Source organism: Actinomadura oligospora ATCC 43269 (assembly GCF_000518265.1).
Lineage (GTDB): Bacteria > Actinomycetota > Actinomycetes > Streptosporangiales > Streptosporangiaceae > Spirillospora > Spirillospora oligospora.
In genome coordinates, this window is sequence record NZ_KI912410.1 from 106458 (window position 1) to 123754 (window position 17297).

The 17297-nt window shown below is 71.9% G+C and carries 15 protein-coding genes; 7 read left to right on the forward strand and 8 right to left on the reverse strand.

Going from position 1 to position 17297, the window contains the following annotated elements:
• Nucleotides 1-43 precede the first annotated feature (43 nt).
• A complete protein-coding gene (locus tag P696_RS0132135) occupies nucleotides 44-925 on the forward strand; it encodes a hypothetical protein (RefSeq protein WP_157430052.1) in 882 nt (293 codons plus the stop codon).
• A 5-nt stretch (nucleotides 926-930) separates the two neighbouring features.
• Here the strand turns inward: P696_RS0132135 and P696_RS49465 are convergent, their stop codons facing one another.
• Nucleotides 931-1638 carry a TetR/AcrR family transcriptional regulator gene (locus tag P696_RS49465; RefSeq protein ID WP_034488536.1) on the reverse strand — a complete coding sequence of 236 codons (708 nt, stop codon included), beginning with the start codon at nucleotides 1636-1638 and terminating at the stop codon, nucleotides 931-933.
• Between the two features lie 88 nt (nucleotides 1639-1726).
• Here P696_RS49465 and P696_RS0132145 point away from each other — a divergent pair, with 88 nt between their 5' ends.
• From P696_RS0132145 to P696_RS0132165, 5 genes are all read left to right on the forward strand, one after another.
• The gene (locus P696_RS0132145) at nucleotides 1727-2308 is read left to right on the forward strand and encodes an NADPH-dependent FMN reductase (protein ID WP_026415549.1); all 582 of its coding nucleotides are present in this window, start codon (nucleotides 1727-1729) and stop codon (nucleotides 2306-2308) included.
• The gene (locus P696_RS49470) at nucleotides 2305-4026 is read left to right on the forward strand and encodes an MDR family MFS transporter (RefSeq protein ID WP_157430053.1); all 1722 of its coding nucleotides are present in this window, start codon (nucleotides 2305-2307) and stop codon (nucleotides 4024-4026) included. Before P696_RS0132145 ends, P696_RS49470 begins: the two co-directional genes overlap by 4 nt.
• Before the next feature lie 73 nt (nucleotides 4027-4099).
• Entirely contained in the window at nucleotides 4100-5983 is a 1884-nt protein-coding gene (locus P696_RS0132155; RefSeq protein ID WP_026415550.1) for a Xaa-Pro dipeptidyl-peptidase, read from the forward strand.
• 60 nt (nucleotides 5984-6043) lie between these two features.
• Nucleotides 6044-7129: an adenosine deaminase gene (locus tag P696_RS0132160; RefSeq protein WP_026415551.1), complete on the forward strand. Its 1086-nt coding sequence runs from the start codon at nucleotides 6044-6046 to the stop codon at nucleotides 7127-7129.
• A gap of 85 nt (nucleotides 7130-7214) precedes the next feature.
• Nucleotides 7215-7826 carry a PH domain-containing protein gene (locus tag P696_RS0132165; protein ID WP_026415552.1) on the forward strand — a complete coding sequence of 204 codons (612 nt, stop codon included), beginning with the start codon at nucleotides 7215-7217 and terminating at the stop codon, nucleotides 7824-7826.
• A 19-nt stretch (nucleotides 7827-7845) separates the two neighbouring features.
• Here the strand turns inward: P696_RS0132165 and P696_RS0132170 are convergent, their stop codons facing one another.
• From P696_RS0132170 to P696_RS0132180, 3 genes are all read right to left on the reverse strand, one after another.
• On the reverse strand, nucleotides 7846-9477 hold the full coding sequence (locus P696_RS0132170) for a phospho-sugar mutase (RefSeq protein ID WP_157430055.1): 1632 nt from the start codon (nucleotides 9475-9477) through the stop codon (nucleotides 7846-7848).
• Complete coding sequence (locus P696_RS0132175; RefSeq protein ID WP_026415554.1) at nucleotides 9474-10274, reverse strand: purine-nucleoside phosphorylase; 801 nt, start codon at nucleotides 10272-10274, stop codon at nucleotides 9474-9476. The genes P696_RS0132170 and P696_RS0132175 overlap by 4 nt, the downstream gene beginning before the upstream one ends.
• 91 nt (nucleotides 10275-10365) lie before the next feature.
• On the reverse strand, nucleotides 10366-10818 hold the full coding sequence (locus P696_RS0132180) for a gamma-glutamylcyclotransferase family protein (protein WP_026415555.1): 453 nt from the start codon (nucleotides 10816-10818) through the stop codon (nucleotides 10366-10368).
• 73 nt (nucleotides 10819-10891) lie between these two features.
• On the opposite strand from P696_RS0132180, the gene P696_RS0132185 reads away from it, so the two are divergent.
• Nucleotides 10892-12277: an NAD(P)H-quinone dehydrogenase gene (locus P696_RS0132185; RefSeq protein WP_026415556.1), complete on the forward strand. Its 1386-nt coding sequence runs from the start codon at nucleotides 10892-10894 to the stop codon at nucleotides 12275-12277.
• Between the two features lie 324 nt (nucleotides 12278-12601).
• On the opposite strand, the gene P696_RS49480 is transcribed toward P696_RS0132185, so the two are convergent.
• The 4 genes from P696_RS49480 to P696_RS0132210 all read right to left on the reverse strand — a co-directional run bounded on the left by P696_RS49480 (nucleotide 12602) and on the right by P696_RS0132210 (nucleotide 17146).
• Nucleotides 12602-12928 (reverse strand): DUF5313 family protein, encoded by a 327-nt coding sequence (locus P696_RS49480; protein ID WP_051468428.1) that lies wholly within the window; start codon nucleotides 12926-12928, stop codon nucleotides 12602-12604.
• A 142-nt stretch (nucleotides 12929-13070) separates the two neighbouring features.
• On the reverse strand, nucleotides 13071-14339 hold the full coding sequence (locus P696_RS0132200) for a hypothetical protein (RefSeq protein ID WP_084338533.1): 1269 nt from the start codon (nucleotides 14337-14339) through the stop codon (nucleotides 13071-13073).
• Between the two features lie 361 nt (nucleotides 14340-14700).
• Complete coding sequence (locus P696_RS0132205) at nucleotides 14701-16473, reverse strand: acetyl/propionyl/methylcrotonyl-CoA carboxylase subunit alpha (protein WP_026415558.1); 1773 nt, start codon at nucleotides 16471-16473, stop codon at nucleotides 14701-14703.
• A gap of 424 nt (nucleotides 16474-16897) precedes the next feature.
• Nucleotides 16898-17146, reverse strand: a complete 249-nt coding sequence (locus P696_RS0132210) for a type B 50S ribosomal protein L31 (RefSeq protein ID WP_026415559.1) — start codon at nucleotides 17144-17146, stop codon at nucleotides 16898-16900.
• Nucleotides 17147-17297 lie beyond the last annotated feature (151 nt).

Genomic DNA, 17297 nt, shown 5'->3' on the forward strand with positions numbered 1-17297 from the left:
AATTCACCGTGCGCGATGTTTTGATCACCCCTAGTGTTCGAGCATGCCGACTCGAGAGCATGAGTCCCCCCTCGCTCTGATCGAGGAAGATCCACCCCTGGCCGCCCGCCTCCTGCACTGGGCGGGCGGCCCTGTCATGTCACCCCATGCGGAGTTCCGCCTGGAATCGGCGGACCTCTCCGAGTTCGACCCCACCGAATACCGCGCCGACCGCGTCGTCGGCGTCTACGCGGACGCCGACGGCCACCCCGGATGCGGCGTGATCGTCGAGTCCCAGCGCCGCTACGACGAGGGCAAGTTCTGGTCGTGGCCCGCCTACGTCGCCAACTTCCGCGCCCGCAAGCGGTGCGAGGGCTACCTCGTCGTGCTCTGCTACGACGAGAAGGTGGCCGAGAGGTGCCGCGTGCGCATCCCCCTCGGCAATCCGGGCTCCTACCTGTACGTGCTCGTCGTGGGGCCCAAGGAGATCCCCCTCATCACCGACCCGGACGAGGTCCAGGACCCCCTCGACGCCGTCCTGTCCACCCTCGTCCATGCCGCCGGTCCGCACGGCCGGGATGTCGCCGAGGCCATGATCGACGCCCTCGCCCGTCTCGTCCCGGACGGTGACCAGCGCAAGACGGATATTGACAACGTCACCGCCCTGCAGTCCGACGCCGTCCGAAACATGCTGGAGGAGCTCATGGTGACCCGCGACACCGAGCCCAAGACCCAGCTCTTCAAAGACTGGAAGGACGAAGGCAAGGGTGAGGGGGATGCGGAGGCGTCGCGTCGGCACCTTCTCGCCCTTCTGGACGCGCGCGGGCTTCGTATCGACGATGCTCGGCGCGAGGCCGTGAACGACTGCGTGGACCCGGAGCGGTTGGAGACGTGGTTCCAGCGCGCTCTCACCGCGTCGTCCGTTGACGAGGTGTTCGCGGAGTAGGGGTTTCAGAGGTTGAAGCGGGTCTTGATGCCGTCCAGGACGGCGTCGAGGCCCGTTTCGAATTGCCAGTCGGCTTCGTCCTTGCGGGTGGCCTCGTGGAGGTAGCGGCGGTAGGTGGGGTAGCGGCCGGTGTCCATGAAGTAGGTCATGCGGGGGGCCAGGGCGACGCGGACGTCGGTGGGGGAGGCGAGGTCCTGGCGCTTCATGAAGCGGTGGAAGGCGAGCTCCGAGCTCGTCGCGCCGTGGGTGTAGAAGTCGACGGACCGGAAGACGACCATCATCGTGTCGGCGTCGAGGCCCAGGCCGTCCAGGGCCGCGAGGGCCTGCTCCATGACCGCCATCCGGTTGGGTGACAGCGGCGTGACCGTGGCGGGGAGCTCGGTCAGCCACGGGTGGGCGTGGACGAGCGCGCGCGTGCGCAGGGCGTGGTCGCGGAGGGTCTCGCGCCACGTGCCGCGCCGGACGACCGTCAGCTCGCCGTAGACGCGGTCGGTCATGACCTCGAGCAGTTCGTCCTTGTTCGCGATGTGCCGGTAGGGCGCCATCGGGGCGACGCCCAGGTGGGTGGCCAGGCCGCGCATGGTGATGGCGTCCAGGCCCTCGGTGTCGGCGATGCGCACGGCGGTCTCGCCGATGCGGTCGAGGGTCAGCGTCTGGCGGGGCGCGGCGGGGCGCTCCATGCGCTCCCACAGCGGCGGAAGATCGGCGGCCATGTGTACATCGTATCCGGAGTAGACGATGTACACATCGATGTGTACGTTGTATCTCGTTGGATACGTCGTACACATCTCAGGGGTTTTCATGCTCAAGGTCGCGGTCATCGTCGGCAGCACCCGGGAGGGACGGTTCGGCGGCACGGTCGCCGCGTGGATCGAACGGCATCTCGCGAAGCGGGACGACATGGACGCGGACGTCGTCGACCTCGCCGCCACGCCACTGCCGACCGTCCTGCCGGACTTCGGCAAGCCGCCCTCGGACCCGGACGCGTTGGCGCAGCTCGCGGCCGTGTCGCCGCGGCTGGCGGTGGCGGACGCGTTCGTGGTCGTGACGCCCGAGTACAACCGCAGTTTCCCGGCGTCGCTGAAGAACGCGATCGACTGGCACAACAAGGAGTGGCACGCCAAGCCGGTCGGGTTCGTCTCCTACGGCGGCTTCTCGGCCGGGACGCGCGCGGTCGAGCAGCTGCGGCAGGTCTTCGGCGAACTGCACGCCGTCACCATCCGGGACGGCGTCGGGTTCAACGGCGTGTGGGGCGCGTTCGACGCCGACGGCGAGGTCACCGACCCGAACGCCGACGCCGCCGCGAAGAAGATGCTCGACCAGCTCGCCTGGTGGGCGGACGCGCTGCGCGGGGCGCGCGCGGCGAGCCCGTACGCCGCATGAGCGCCCCCGAGGACGCGGTGACCGCCGCGGAGGAGGCGGCGAACCCGGCGGTCGACGTGATGGACGGCGGGAGGTACGACCGGCTCGGGGTGTTCGGGCTGCTGCTCGGGATGTTCCTGGCCATGCTGGACGGCACGATCGTCGGCACGGCGCTCCCGACGATCGTCGGGGACCTCGGTGGAGTGAGGCAGCTGTCCTGGGTCGTGACCTCGTACCTGCTCGCGGCGGCCGTGACGACGCCGCTGTGGGGCAAGTTCGGCGACCTCGCCGGACGCAAGGGCGCGTTCATGGCGTCCATCGGGGTGTTCCTGGCCGGATCCGCGCTGTCCGGGATGTCGGGGTCGATGACCGAGCTGATCGCCTTCCGCGCGGTGCAGGGGCTCGGCGCGGGCGGGCTGATGGTCGGCGCGATGGCGATCATCGGCGAGCTGGTGCCGCCGCGCGAGGGCGCCCGACTGCAGTCGATGATCGGCGTGATCGTGCCGGTCGCGTTCGTCGGCGGGCCGCTGGTCGGCGGGCTGCTCACCGACCACCTGGACTGGCGCTGGACGTTCTATGTGAACCTCCCGGTCGGCGGGGTGGCGTTGCTGCTGGTCGCGACGCGGGTGCGACTGGCCGCGCGACGCGTCCGGGCGCGGATCGACATCGCCGGGGCCGCGCTGCTGACCGCCGGGATCGTCGCGCTGACGCTGCTCGGCAGTTGGGGCGGCGTCCGGTACGGCTGGACGTCGCCGCAGATCGCCGGGCTCGCGGCGGTCGCGGTCGTGGCGCTCGCGGTGTTCGTGCCGGTGGAGCGGCGGGCGGCCGAGCCGATCGTCCCGCCGAGGCTGTTCGCGTCCCGGAACTTCGCGCTCGCGCAGGTGCTGAGCTTCCTCGGCGGCGCGGTGATGCTCGGGCTGATGACGTACCTGCCGCAGTACATGCAGATCGTGCGCGGCGCGTCCCCGGCGGGCGGCGGGATGCTGCTGCTCCCGCTGATGTTCGGGATGCTCGCCGCGCAGCTCCGCACCGGACGCGTCGTCGGGCGGACGGGCCGTTACCGGTGGTTCCCGGTGGTGGGCGGGGCCCTGGCCGCGGCGGGCGCGCTGGTCATGCTGCCGCTCGGGACGCACACGCCGACGCCCGTCGCGTCCGCGCTGACCGCCCTGGTCGGCGTCGGGCTCGGCCTGCTGACCCAGTCCGCGACGCTGATCACCCTGTACGGCGCGGACCCGCGCGACATGGGCGCGGCCAGCGGGACGGTCAACCTCCTGCGGACGGTCGGCGGCTCGCTCGGCGTCGCGCTGCTCGGCGCGATCTACACGTCCCGGCTGGACGGCCCCGTGAACCTCACCCCGGCGCAGGTCCGCGCGCTGCCCGAGGGGGCGCGGGAGGCCGTCCGGGACGCGGTCAGCGCGGGCCTGCACGGCGTGGTGGTCGGCGCGGCGGCCGTGGCGCTGCTGGCCTTCGCCGTCGCCTGGCTCGTCCGGCAGGAGACCCTGCGCGGCGACGACGCGCCCCCGGCGGAGGGCGAAGACGCGCCCCCAGAGGAAGGCGACGACGCGCCCCCGGCGGAAGGCGACGACGCGCCCTCGGCGGAAGGCGACGACGCGCCCTCGGCGGAAGACGAAGACGCGCCCTCGGCGGAAGACGAAGACGCGCCCTCGGCGGAAGGTGACCAGGCCCCGCCGGAAGGTGATGAGACGTTGCCGGATGCGGCCGAACCTGCGCGTTTGTGAAAGTTCACCGTTGACGGGGGCCGGGAAGGATCGCCAGTCTTGAGCGATCTTCATTCCCCCAGAGGAGCCCAGCTTGCGCCTTTCCCGACTCGTCCCCGTCGCGGCGGTCCTGGGGGCGTCCGGCCTGGTGGCCGGAGCCCTGCCCGCCGCCGCCGCGCCGGAGCGCCCGCACGTGACCGTCAAGGACGGCCGCACCCAGCCGACGTTCTCCTTCCAGGACGCGATCCGGCAGCAGGTCTACGTCGAGACCGACGTGGACAGCGACCATGACGGCAAGAAGGACCGGGTGGCGGTGTTCGTCACCCGGCCCAAGGAGACCGACGGCGGTCTCAAGGTCGCCTCGATCATGGAGGCCAGCCCGTACTACGCGGGGCTCCAGGACCCGCCGTACCACCCGGCGGACGTCACCGACTACCCGCGCCTGTCCCCGTGGACGCCGCCGACCGAGCCCCCGGCGCCGACCAGCTACGCGCGGATGTACTACGACAACTACTTCGTCTCGCGCGGGTACGCGGTCCTCGCCGCCGACACGCTCGGCACCGGGAACTCCGACGGCTGCCCGACGGCCATCGGCCCGAACGAAGTGAACGGCATGAAGAAGGCCGTCCAGTGGCTGACCGGCGACGCGAAGGCCTACGACGCGTCCGGCAACGAGGTCAAGGCGAGCTGGTCCACCGGCGACGTCGCGATGGCGGGCAAGTCCTACGACGGGACGCTGCCGCTCGCGGCGGCCTCGACCGGCGTCAAGGGCCTCAAGACCGTCGTGTCGGTGTCCGGCGTGGCGAACTGGTACGACTACTACCGCGCCAACGGCGGTGTGGTCGCACCGGACGGTTATGAGGGCGAGGACCTCGACCTCCACGCCAAGGCCGTTCTGAGCCGCAAGAACCCGCAGGTCTGCGCCCCCGAGATCCACGACATCGAGAAGAAGATGGACCGGGTCACGGGCGACTACAACGCCACCTGGGACGTCCGGAACTTCGCGAAGAAGATCGGGAACTTCAAGGCCAGCGTCTTCATGACCGGCGGGTTGAACGACTGGAACGTCAAGCCTTCCGAGATGGCCCTGCTCTGGAACTCGCTCAAGAAGACGAATCTGAACCGCAAGCTCTGGCTGCACCAGGGCCAGCACGACGACCCGCTGGACGTCCGCCAGGGCGCCTGGCTGGACAGCCTGAACCTGTGGTTCGCGCACGAGCTGTACGGCGTGAAGAACGACGTCATGCGGCAGCCGAAGGTGGACATCGAGCGCAGCCCGGGCGCGTGGGAGACCTACCGCGAGTGGCCGGCGCCGTCCGCGCGTCCGGTCTCGCTGGGCTTCACCACCGGCAAGGACGGCGCGTCCGGTGTGCTCGGAGCGCGCGGCAAGGGTGAGGCGGCCTTCGTGGACGCCCCGTCCCGCACCGCCGAGGACCTGGTCACCGCCGAGTCCCAGGCCGACCCGAACCGCCTGCTCTACGTCACCCCGGCGCTGAAGAACCCGGTCAAGTTCTCCGGCACCGCCAACATCAAGGTGCGCGCGTCGGTCGACGGCCGCTCGCCCTACCTGTCGGCGGTCGTGGTCGACTACGGCACCGACACCCGTCCGACCGCCCTCGTGTCCACCCAGGACCGGTGGTGCTACGGCGACTCGATCCCGAGCGACCAGGGCTGCCGCGCCGTCCGCAAGTACCAGACGGCGTCCGCGCCGTTCAAGATCGTCACGCGCGGCTGGACGGACATCCGCAACCGCCAGTCGATCTGGCGCCAGTCACCCGTCAAGGCGGGCAAGGACTACACGTTCTCGTGGAACCTGGTCCCCGAGGACTACGTGTTCAAGGCCGGTCACCGGATCGGCGTCATGCTCGTCGCCACCGACCACGCCTACACGCTCCGCTACCCGGCGGGCACCCAGGTGCGGGTCGACCTCGGCCACAGCGCCATCAGCCTGCCGCTGACCAGCGACATCACCGGCTGAGTTAGGAGATTCCGCCGCGATCGTCCTTGTGTGGGCGGTCGCGGCGGGTATCTTTCGTAGATGAACGAACGTCTGACTCTTGAGGACATCAGGCGCGCCCCGAAGGTGCTCCTGCACGACCACCTCGACGGTGGCGTGCGGCCGGAGACCGTCGTGGACCTGGCGCGCGAGGGCGGCTACGACGACCTGCCCAGCAACGACCCCGCCGCGCTCGGCACGTGGTTCGCCGAGGCGTCGAACTCCGGCTCGCTCGAGCGGTACCTGGAGACCTTCTCGCACACCGTCGGCGTGATGCAGTCGGTCGAGGCCCTCACCCGCGTGGCCTACGAGTGCGCCGAGGACCTGGCCAAGGACGGCGTCGTGTACGCCGAGGTCAGGTACGCCCCCGAACTCCACACCCGGACCGGGCTCAGCCTGGAGCAGATCGTCGAGGCCGTCCTCGACGGCTTCGCGCGCGGCGGACGCGACCACGGGATCCGGGTGGGCGCGCTGGTCACGGCCATGCGGCACCAGGCCCGGTCGATGGAGATCGCCGAGCTGGCCGTCCGCTACCGGGACCAGGGCGTCGTCGGCTTCGACATCGCCGGAGCCGAGGCCGGGTACCCGCCCACCCGCCACCTGGACGCGTTCGAGTACCTCCAGCGCGAGAACGCGCACTTCACCATCCACGCGGGCGAGGGCTTCGGGCTCCCGTCCATCTGGCAGGCCATCCAGTGGTGCGGCGCCGACCGGCTCGGCCACGGCGTCCGGATCATCGACGACATCGAGGTGGACGGCGACGGGCGGGCCAGGCTCGGACGGCTCGCCTCCTACGTCCGGGACAAGCGGATCCCGCTGGAGCTGTGCCCGACGTCCAACATCCAGACCGGCGCGGCCAAGTCGATCGCCGAGCACCCGATCGGGCTGCTGCGGCAGCTGCACTTCCGGGTCACGGTCAACACCGACAACCGGCTGATGAGCGGGACGTCGGTGTCGGAGGAGTTCGCCGCGCTCGCGGACGCCTTCGGCTACGGCTGGGACGACCTGCAGTGGTTCACGGTGAACGCGATGAAGTCGGCCTTCGTCTCCTTCCCCGAGCGGCTGGACCTGATCAACGACGTGATCAAGCCCGGCTTCGCCCGCCTGAAGGCCGAGCGGAACGCCTGACCGCGGGCGAGCGGAACGCCTGACCGGCCACGTCAGCGGCGCCGGACGGCGTGAGCATCGTGGTCGCGGTGGCATGATCTGAGCCATGACCCCGCTCTACACCGTCCGGTCGCCCGTCGCGCGGGTCGCGGCCTGGGCCTGGGTGGCCTTCACCGTGCTGAACCTGCTGGACCTGGGCCTCGGCCTGACCGGGAAGCCGGTCCGGGACACCACCGGCGCGGTGATGGCCGCACTGCTGCTGATCGGCTGCGGTGTCGCGTACGCGCTCGGGCTGCGGCCCGCGATCGTCGCGGACGAGGCCGGGGTGACCGTCCGGAACCCGCTGCGCGAGATCCGCGCGCCGTGGCGGGCGGTCCGCGAGATCAGGGCGAAGGACGCGATCACCGTCACGTTCGCGCAGGCGGACGGCACGGACCGGTCGATGCGGGCCTGGGTCCTGCAGACCTCGCCGCGCGCCGCCGCCAAGGCCGAGGCCCGCAGCCAGCGGGAGGCGGCGCGGCTGCCCAAGGGCGCGGAGAAGGCCCTGAAGGGCCGCACGCCCGCGATCTTCGCGGTCGAGCAGCTCACCGAGATCGCCGAGCGCGAGCGGCCCAAGACCGACGAGGACGCCACGACCGGGACCGTGAAGTGGTCCCCGGTGGCCGTGGCGTCCCTGGTCGTGCCGGTCGTCCTGCTGGTGGTCGTCAGCGTTCTCTAGGCGTCAGCTTCTCCAGGCGTCAGCCGAGGAGCTCGGAGAACGCCTCACGGAGCGCTCCGAGGTCCTCCTTCGCGCGCGCACGAGCCGCGTTCACGTCCTCCCCGACCGGGGTGACGACCTCCAGGTAGCACTTCAGCTTCGGCTCCGTCCCGGACGGCCGGACGACCACGCGCGCCCCGTCCAGCCGGAACCGCAGGCCGTCGGTCGGCGGCAGGCCGTCCACGCCCCGGGCGAGGTCGTCGATCGCCTCGACCGGACGTCCGGCCAGCTCCTTGGGCGGTTCCGCCCGCAGCCGGGCCATCGCGTTCGTGATCAGCGACAGGTCGTCCACACGGATCGACAGCTGGGCGGTCGCGTGCAGCCCGTAGCGGCGCGCCTGGTCGTCCAGCAGGTCGAGCAGGGTCCTTCCCTCGGCCCGCGCCTCGGCGGTGAGCGAGGCGGCGGCGAGGGCGGCGCTGATGCCGTCCTTGTCGTGGACGACCACGCCGTCCTCGGCGCCGACGCTGTAGCCGAGCGCCTCCTCGTAGCCGAAGACCAGCCGGCCCTCCGCCTTCATGATCCACTTGAAGCCGGTGAGGGTCCGCGCGGACCGCACCCCGTGCCCGCGGGCGATCGCGTCCAGCAGCGAGGACGACACGATCGTCGTGACGACGAGCCGGTCGTCGCCGGTGGTGTGCCGCAGGACGTGCTCGGCGAGCAGCCCGCCCACCTCGTCGCCGGTCAGCGCCCGCCAGCCACCGTCCCGCGCCGGGACGGCCAGGGCCAGCCGGTCGGCGTCCGGGTCGTTCGCGATCACCAGGTCGGCGTCCGTCCGGGCGGCCAGCGCGAGGACGAGGTCCATCGCGCCAGGCTCCTCCGGGTTCGGGAACGCGACGGTCGGGAAGTCCGGGTCGGGCTCGGCCTGCTCGGCGACCACGGCGGGCGCCGGGATCCCGGCCCGCTCGAACGTCCGCAGCAGGACGTCCCGCCCGACGCCGTGCATCGGCGTGTAGGCGATCCTCAGCCCGGCGGCGTCCGCGACCGGGAGCACGCCCAGCGCGTCCAGGTACGCCTGGACGATCTCGTCGCCGAGCACCGTCCAGCCCTCGCCGAGGGGCAGCTCGTCGACCCGCCCGACCGCGTCGATCGCGTCCGCGATCTCCCGGTCCACCGGCGGGACGATCTGCGCGCCGTCCGACCAGTAGACCTTGTAGCCGTTGTCGCGCGGCGGGTTGTGGCTGGCCGTGACCATGACCCCCGCCGCCGCGCCCAGGTGCCGGACGGCGAACGCCAGCACCGGCGTCGGCAGCGGCTCCGGCATCAGCCAGGCGCGCAGCCCCGCGCCGGTCACGACGGCCGCCGTGTCCTCGGCGAACCGGCGCGAGTTGTGCCGCGCGTCGAACCCGATCACCACGCCGGACCCGGCGGGCAGCCGCGCCGCCAGCCCGGCCGCGGCGCGCATCACCGTCACCCGGTTCATCCGGTTCGGCCCCGCGCCCAGCTCGCCGCGCAGCCCGGCCGTCCCGAACGCCAGCCGCGTCCCGAACCGGTCGCGCAGCTCCGCCTCGTCGTCCAGCAGGGCGGACAGCTCGTCCCGCGTCACCGGGTCCGGGTCCTGTGCCAGCCACAGCTCGGCGAGCTCCCGCAGCCCGGTCACGTCGGAAGCGGTCATGCCTTGGCCAGGACGTCGGCGAGCAGGCGGCCCATGCGGGACGCGGCGGCCTGCCCCGCCTCCAGGACCTCCTGGTGGTCGAGGAGCTTGTCGCTCAGCCCGGCCGCGATGTTGGTGACCAGGGAGATGCCCAGCACCTCCGCGCCGCCCTGGCGCGCCGCGACCGTCTCCAGGACGGTCGACATGCCGATCATGTCCGCGCCCATCGTGCGCAGCATCCGGATCTCGGCCGGGGTCTCGTAGGTCGGGCCGCGGAACGCCGCGTACACGCCCTCGGCGAGCGTCGGGTCGGCGGCCTTCGCCAGGTCGCGCAGGCGCTTGGAGTACGCCTCGGTCAGGTCGAGGAACGTCGCGCCGGTCAGCGGGTTCGCGCCGGTCAGGTTGAGGTGGTCGGAGATCAGCACCGGGTCGCCGACCGACTGCGTCTCGGGCCGCAGCCCGCCCGCCGCGTTCGTCAGCACGACCGTCTTCACCCCGGCGGCGAGGGCCGTCCGGACGCCGTGCACGACCGGCTCGACGCCGCGGCCCTCGTACAGGTGGGTGCGGCCGAGGAACACCAGGCAGCGCCGTCCGCCGACCTCGACGATCCGGATCCGGCCCGCGTGCCCGGCCACCCCGGGCGCGGTGAACCCGGGCAGCTCGGTCACCGGGATCTCCGCGACCGGCTCGCCCAGCTCGTCCGCCGCCGGGACCCAGCCCGACCCCATCACCAGGGCCACGTCGAACGCGTCGAAGCCGCTCTTCCGCCGGATCTCACGTGCGGCGGCCTCGGCCACCTCAAAAGCGTCGTTGCTCACGATCCGACATTACCGGCCGAGATCACCCCGCCGGACGGACGCCCTGACCAGTGCCGACCGGGCCACGGCCGGGGCCCGGCCGGTCCGGCCGTCAGTCGCCGAGGGACTTGCAGGGCCGTTCGCGCAGGGCCTTGACGTAGTCGTCGGGCGCGCCCGCCTTCTCCGCGGCGTCGGCGAGGATGCCGACGTAGCGCGCGGACGGCAGGCCGCCCTCGTAGTCGTCCAGGACGTAGATCCACGCGAGCACGTCGCCGTCCAGCGTGTGCACCCGGATGCGGATCTTGCGGTAGACCCCGAGCGCCGCGCCCTCCCACGCGTCCAGCTCCTGCTCGTCCCAGGCGGGGACGTCGTACAGGACGACGAACACCTGGTCGGAGCGGTCCTCGACGACGGTGGCGAGGGCACCGTCCCAGCCCTTGTCCTGACCGCCGAAGGTGAGCCGCCAGCCGGAGAGCCAGCCCGTCCCGCGCATCGGCGAGTGGGGGGCCCGGGCCGCCATCTGCTCATGATCCATGTTGGAGGCGTACGCCGCGTACAGTGCCACGTCCGCCAAGGGTACGCGCCTCCATACCCGGTCGGGGTCCGAGCATCGGACCGGGTGGAGAACAATGGGAGGCGTGACGCGCATTGTGATCATCGGAGGAGGCCCAGGCGGCTACGAGGCCGCCCTCGTCGCCGCGCAGCTCGGCGCGGACGTGACCGTGGTGGAGCGCGACGGGCCGGGCGGCGCGTGCGTGCTGACCGACTGCGTCCCGTCCAAGACGCTGATCGCGACGTCCACCCGCATGGCGGTGATGGGCGAGTCGTCGGTGCTGGGCCTGCGGTTCAGCGGCGGGCCGGACGGCATCGTCGGCGGGCTCGAGGTCGACCTCCCCACCGTGAACAAGCGCGTCAAGGACCTCGCCCGCGCGCAGTCGTTCGACGTCGCCGAGCGGCTCGCCTACGAGGAGGTCAAGATCGTCCGGGGCGAGGCGCGGCTGGTCGAGCCGCACGTCGTCGCGGTCGGCGACCGCCGCATCCGGGCCGACATCATCCTGCTCGCGACCGGCGCGACCCCGCGGGTGCTGCCCAGCGCCGAGCCGGACGGCGAGCGCATCCTCACCTGGCGGCAGCTCTACGACCTGCCGGAACTCCCCGAGCACCTGATCGTGGTCGGGTCCGGCGTGACCGGCGCGGAGCTCGCCGGGGCCTACCTGTCGCTCGGCTCCAAGGTCACCCTGGTCTCCTCGCGCGACCGCATCCTGCCGACCGAGGACGCCGACGCCGCGTCCGTGCTGCAGGAGGTCTTCCTCCGCCGCGGCATGAAGGTCATGTCCCGCTCCCGCGCGGCCGGGGCCGAGCGCACCGGCGACGGCGTCACCGTCACCCTCGAGGACGGCACCAAGATCGAGGGCTCGCACTGCCTGATGACCGTCGGCATGATCCCCAACACGTCCGGGATCGGCCTGGAGGACGTCGGCGTCGCCCTCGACAGCCGCGGCTTCGTCGTGGTCGACAAGGTCTCCCGGACGTCGGTCCCGCACATCTACGCCTCGGGCGACTGCACCGGCGTGCTCATGCTCGCCTCGGTGGCGGGCATGCAGGGCCGCATCGCCATGTGGCACGCCCTCGGCGAGGCCGTCCAGCCGCTGAAGCTCGGCTGGGTCTCGTCCAACATCTTCACCGACCCCGAGGTCTCCTCCGTCGGCGTCACCCAGCACATGGTCGACTCCGGCGAGGTCAACGCCCGCACGGTCATGCTGCCCCTGTTCACCAACGCGCGCGCCAAGATGCAGGGCTTCGAGGACGGCTTCGTCAAGCTGTTCTGCCGCCCGTCCACGGGCATCGTCCTCGGCGGCGTCATCGTGGCCCCGCGCGCCTCCGAGCTGATCCTGGGCGTCTCCCTGGCCGTCCAGCAGCACCTCACGGTCGACCAGGTCGCCCACACCTTCGCCGTCTACCCGTCCCTGTCGGGATCGATCACCGAGGCGTCCCGCCGCCTGATGTCCGAACACGCCTTCTGACCCACCCTCCACCAAGAACGGCTCGCCCCTCCCGGACGAGCCGTTCTCGCACTTCCGAGCCCCCGCACGCAGCCAGCCCACCAAGCACCCGCACACCGCAGCAGACGGACGCGAGCCCTACGGGTGGCCAACGCGGCAGGCGGACGCGAACCCGTTGCTGCAGGCGGACGACGCGGCAGGCGGGCAGCGCCGCGGGCGGATGACGTGGCAGACGGGCCGTGCGCCGTTCGGGCAGCGCCGCGTCCGGGCGGCGCGTCGTATGGGCAGCGCCGCGTTCGGGCAGGGGCGTGCGGGCAGGGCCGCGTTCGGGCGGGGTGTGGGAGGTCAGCGGCGCTGGCCTGGCGGGACTTCGAGGCCGTGGCGGTGGAGGCGGGAGCGGCGGAGGTCGTCCGCGCTGACGGCGGCGGTGAGGGAACCGCCCAGGAACGCCAGCAGCGCCACCATGAGGCGCAGCCACCACGGCCCGGGGAGCAGGGTGAGCGCCAGGGAGATCGGGATCATCAGCACGATGTGCCGGACGACCAGCCGCGTCCGCCAGCCCGCGTCCGTGAGGTCGTGACGCACCCACTGGAGGTTCTCCGGGGGCAGCCGGAACCCCAGCGTGTACCGCACGCGCCGCAGCGGGCCGGGATCACCCGGCAGACGTTTCATGATCGTCCCATCTGTCCCGACACAAGCTGTATGCCCGCTCCACCCGCCCCCGCACCAGGCGGGGGCGGGAACGGGGCCGGCCCGTGTCCTCGGGTGAGGACACGGGCCGGGCCGTGGGTCGTTCGGGTCGGGAAGGGAGGGGTTACCAGTCGCCTCCGCCGCCCCAGTCTCCGCCTCCGCCGAAGTCGCCGGAGCCGAAGTCCCAGCCGCCGCCGGCGTCACCGGAGTCGCCGCCGAAGCCGCCGAACCCTCCGTCGCCGCCACCGGCGTTGATCATGTCGTGGTGACCGCCCCAGCCGCCGCCCATCATCGAGCCGAGCATGGTGCCGATCATCATGCCGGACAGCAGGTCCATGCCGCCGTACGACTGGTAGTAGCCGCCCGCGTAGGGCGCGTAGGCGGGGCCCGCGTCCCAGTACGGACGGCGTCCGTCGCCGTAGGGCACCATGCGGACGTCGGGCTGCCCGCCGCTCAGCACGGCCTGGGAGTCGGCCGCGCAGGCCGGGACGGAGCGCGGGGCGCCGCCCGCCGGGGCCCACATGACGTCCTGGACGGACGGGCCGTGCTGCGGGTTGAAGAAGCAGGGCGCGCGCCGCTCGGGCACGGGCTCGCCGTTCAGCCGGGCGCGGCAGGCGGTCATGTAGTACCGGCCGTCCTCCAGGGCGGTCGTGACGGCCTGCATGTCCTCCGGGCGCCGGGCGTTGTCGGTGGCCGACTTCGCCGCGTCGTAGGAGTTCATCGCCTGCTCGTAGTCGGACCTCGCCTCGGCGTTGAGGGCCGGGTCCATGACGTTGAGGTCGAGGGCCGCGATGTCCTCGCCGAGCTTGGTCACGTCCTCCTCGACGCCGCGCTTGAGGTCGGCCATCTGCCGCTCCTTGCGCGTCCGGCGGCGCTTGCGCACCACCAGGAACGCCGCGATGCCGCCCGCGACCAGCAGGACGAGCACGCCCAGCAGCACGAACGCGCCGACGGTTCCGGCCTTCTCCTTGTCGGCGGCCTTCTTCTCGGCCTTGTCGGAGAAGTCGATCACGCGCTGCTTCAGCGGCTCGCCGGACACCTGCGACACCAGCTTGTTGGCGTCCTTGGCCGAGAGGTAGGAGCCCTTCTTGGTGAGGGCCAGCATGTGCTTGCCGTCGGACGCGATGGCGACGTAGACCTTGCCCTTGTCGACCCGCGTGGCGACGGCCTTCAGGGTCGCCACGGTCGCCGACTGCGAGTTGTCGCCGTCGGTGACGACGACCCGGATGTCGGCCTTGGAGTTCTTGTTGAGAGCCGCGTTCATCTCGGCCACGTCGGACGACGGGACCTGAGAGGCGACGCTGCTGTCCACGTAGACGCGCGAACTCGTCAGGCCCTTGGCGATCTGACTCGCCGAGTCGTCCGCGCGGGCGCCCGTCCCCCACAGACTCACCAGCAGGACGGTCAGTACGGCGACCCCCGCCGCGAATACACCACGCCTGGCCGTACGCCGTGGTCTGTTATCGGATCTCATGATTCTCAGTCTGCCTCCTCGGTGAATAAGACGAGTTCAGCCGCGTGGACGTTCCGCCCACGCTCCCGGCTCCCCGCGATTCGATGAGACCTTCGTCACACTGTCGCGATTCCGGCCCCGAACAAGCCCCACATTCCCCTCAACGCGGGCGACCCGCCCTCGCCATCCCCAACCCGGAGCACACGGCACGGAACCGGCCCCGTCCGGGAACGCGCGAAACCCGCGCCGACCGCAGCCGACACGGGTTCCGTGGACGTTCGGGCGGTTCCCGCCCCCGGGATCAGGAGTCCTTGATCTCGCAGATGGCGGCGCCGCTGGAGACCGTCTGGCCGACGGCGGCGGACAGCCCGGTGATCGTCCCGGCCTTGTGGGCGGTGAGGGGCTGTTCCATTTTCATGGCCTCGAGTACCACGATCGTGTCGCCCGCGGCGACGGTCGCGCCGTCCTCCGCGACGATCTTGACGATCGTGCCCTGCATGGGGGAGACCAGGGCGTCGCCGGACGCCTGGGCCGCGGCTCCGCCCTTCCGGCCGCCGCGGCGGCGCGCCGGGGCGGCCTTGCCGGCGGGAGCGGCGGAGACGCCCAGCGAGGACGGCAGGGTGACCTCGATCCGCTTGCCGCCCACCTCGACGGTGACGGTCTCGCGGGCTCCGGCGGCCTCGTCCTCCTCGCCGGGGGCCGGGGTCGCGAACGGCTCGATGTCGTTGTCGAACTCGGTCTCGATCCACCGGGTGTGGACGGTGAACGCGGACGCGTCGTCCGCCGGGACGAACGCCGGGTCGTCCAGCACCCGCCGGTGGAACGGCAGGACGGTCGGCATGCCGTCCACGACGAACTCGTCCAGCGCGCGGCGCGCCCGCTCCACGGCCTGGCGGCGCGTCGCGCCCGTCACGATCAGCTTGGCGACCAGCGAGTCGAACTGCTGCGGGACGGTCTGCCCCTTCACGTACCCGGAGTCGAGCCGGAGGCCCGGACCGGACGGCGGCTGCCAGTCGGTCAGCGTCCCGACGGCGGGCAGGAAGCCGCGGCCCGCGTCCTCGGCGTTGATCCGGAACTCGATGGAGTGACCGCGCAGGTCGGGGTCGCCGTAGCCGAGCTCCTCGCCGTCCGCGATGCGGAACATCTCGCGGACCAGGTCGATCCCGGCGACCTCCTCGGTGACGGGGTGCTCGACCTGGAGACGCGTGTTGACCTCCAGGAACGAGATCGTGCCGTCCTGGCCGACCAGGAACTCGCAGGTGCCCGCGCCCACGTACCCCGCCTCGCGCAGGATCGCCTTGGACGAGTTGTAGAGCAGCTCCATCTGCGCGTCGCTCAGGTAGGGGGCCGGGGCCTCCTCCACGAGCTTCTGGTGGCGGCGCTGCAGCGAGCAGTCGCGCGTCGACACGACGACCACGTTGCCGTGCCTGTCGGCGAGGCACTGCGTCTCGACGTGCCGGGGCTTGTCGAGGTAGCGCTCGACGAAGCACTCGCCGCGTCCGAACGCGCCGATCGCCTCGCGGACGGCCGACTCGTACAGCTCGGCGACCTCGCCCAACTCGCGGGCCACCTTCAGGCCGCGCCCGCCGCCGCCGAACGCGGCCTTGATCGCGATCGGCAGGCCGTGCTCCTCGGCGAACGCGACGACCTCGTCCGCGCCGGACACCGGGTCCTTGGTGCCCGCGACCAGCGGCGCGCCGACCTTCTGGGCGATGTGCCGGGCCTGCACCTTGTCGCCGAGCGCCGTGATCGCCGCCGGGGGCGGCCCGATCCAGGTCAGCCCGGCGTTCTCCACCGCCGCGGCGAAGTCGGCGTTCTCGGCCAGGAAGCCGTATCCGGGGTGGACGGCGTCCGCGCCGCAGTCGGCGGCGATCTTCAGCAGCTTCCCGATGTCCAGGTAGGACTCGGCGGCCGTCGTCCCGTGCAGGGAGTACGCCTCGTCCGCCACCCGAACGTGCAGGGCGTCCAGGTCCGGCTCGGCGTACACCGCGACACTGGTCAACCCGGCGTCGCGGCAAGCGCGGGCAATGCGGACCGCGATCTCCCCGCGGTTGGCGATCAGGACCTTGCGCACGTGGGTCTCCTCACTCGACTCGCACGCGCAGTCTAGATAAGTGCCCGGAGACCGCCGACGGTAAGGCCCTCCTTATGATCCGGCCGTCCTCGGTTGGGGAGGGTGAGGCCTCTTCCGAGGCATGCTTGGACGACCGTCCAGCTCGGGTGGATGGGCCCTTACTTACCGGCTGCACGCTGGGCAAACGTGGTTAAGCGTGCACTCGTCCCGGGGTGTCCCGAGGGTCGGGCTCCCGTCGCGTTCGGATGGTCGTGCGGCGGGTGGCCGGGGCGCTCAAGATCACACATCGCGGGCCGGATCCCGTGGGCGTGCCTGACGGGGAATGCTGAACGCGGATGTGCTCGGTGCCACGCGGGCATGAGGAAGCCCCGGCCCCGTCGAGGGACGGGGCCGGGGGCTCTCAGGGCGACGGGGCGTGTGGTCGTCAGCCCTTGCGGCTGTAGCGCCGGTTGAACTTCTCGACGGCTCCGGTCGAGTCGACCAGGCGGCTGCGGCCCGTGTAGAACGGGTGGCTCGCCGCCGAGACGTCGACGTCCACGACCGGGTAGGTGTTGCCGTCCTCCCAGGTCACGGTCTGGGACGGCCGGACCGTGGAGCGCGTGAGGAACGCGAAGTCGGCGCCACGGTCGCGGAACACGACCGGCCGGTACTCGGGGTGAATGCTCTGCTTCATGATCGCCTCCAGGGTGGACGGATGGACGGTGGTCCGCGCCCGCGGCCGGTGGGTCCGGGTGGTCCGCACCGCCCGCATCGCGGACGGCCCGTACAACCGGGTGGCAATGGTTTTCATTCCAGCCTTCCGAAACGGGTCTCCCGGTGGCCTG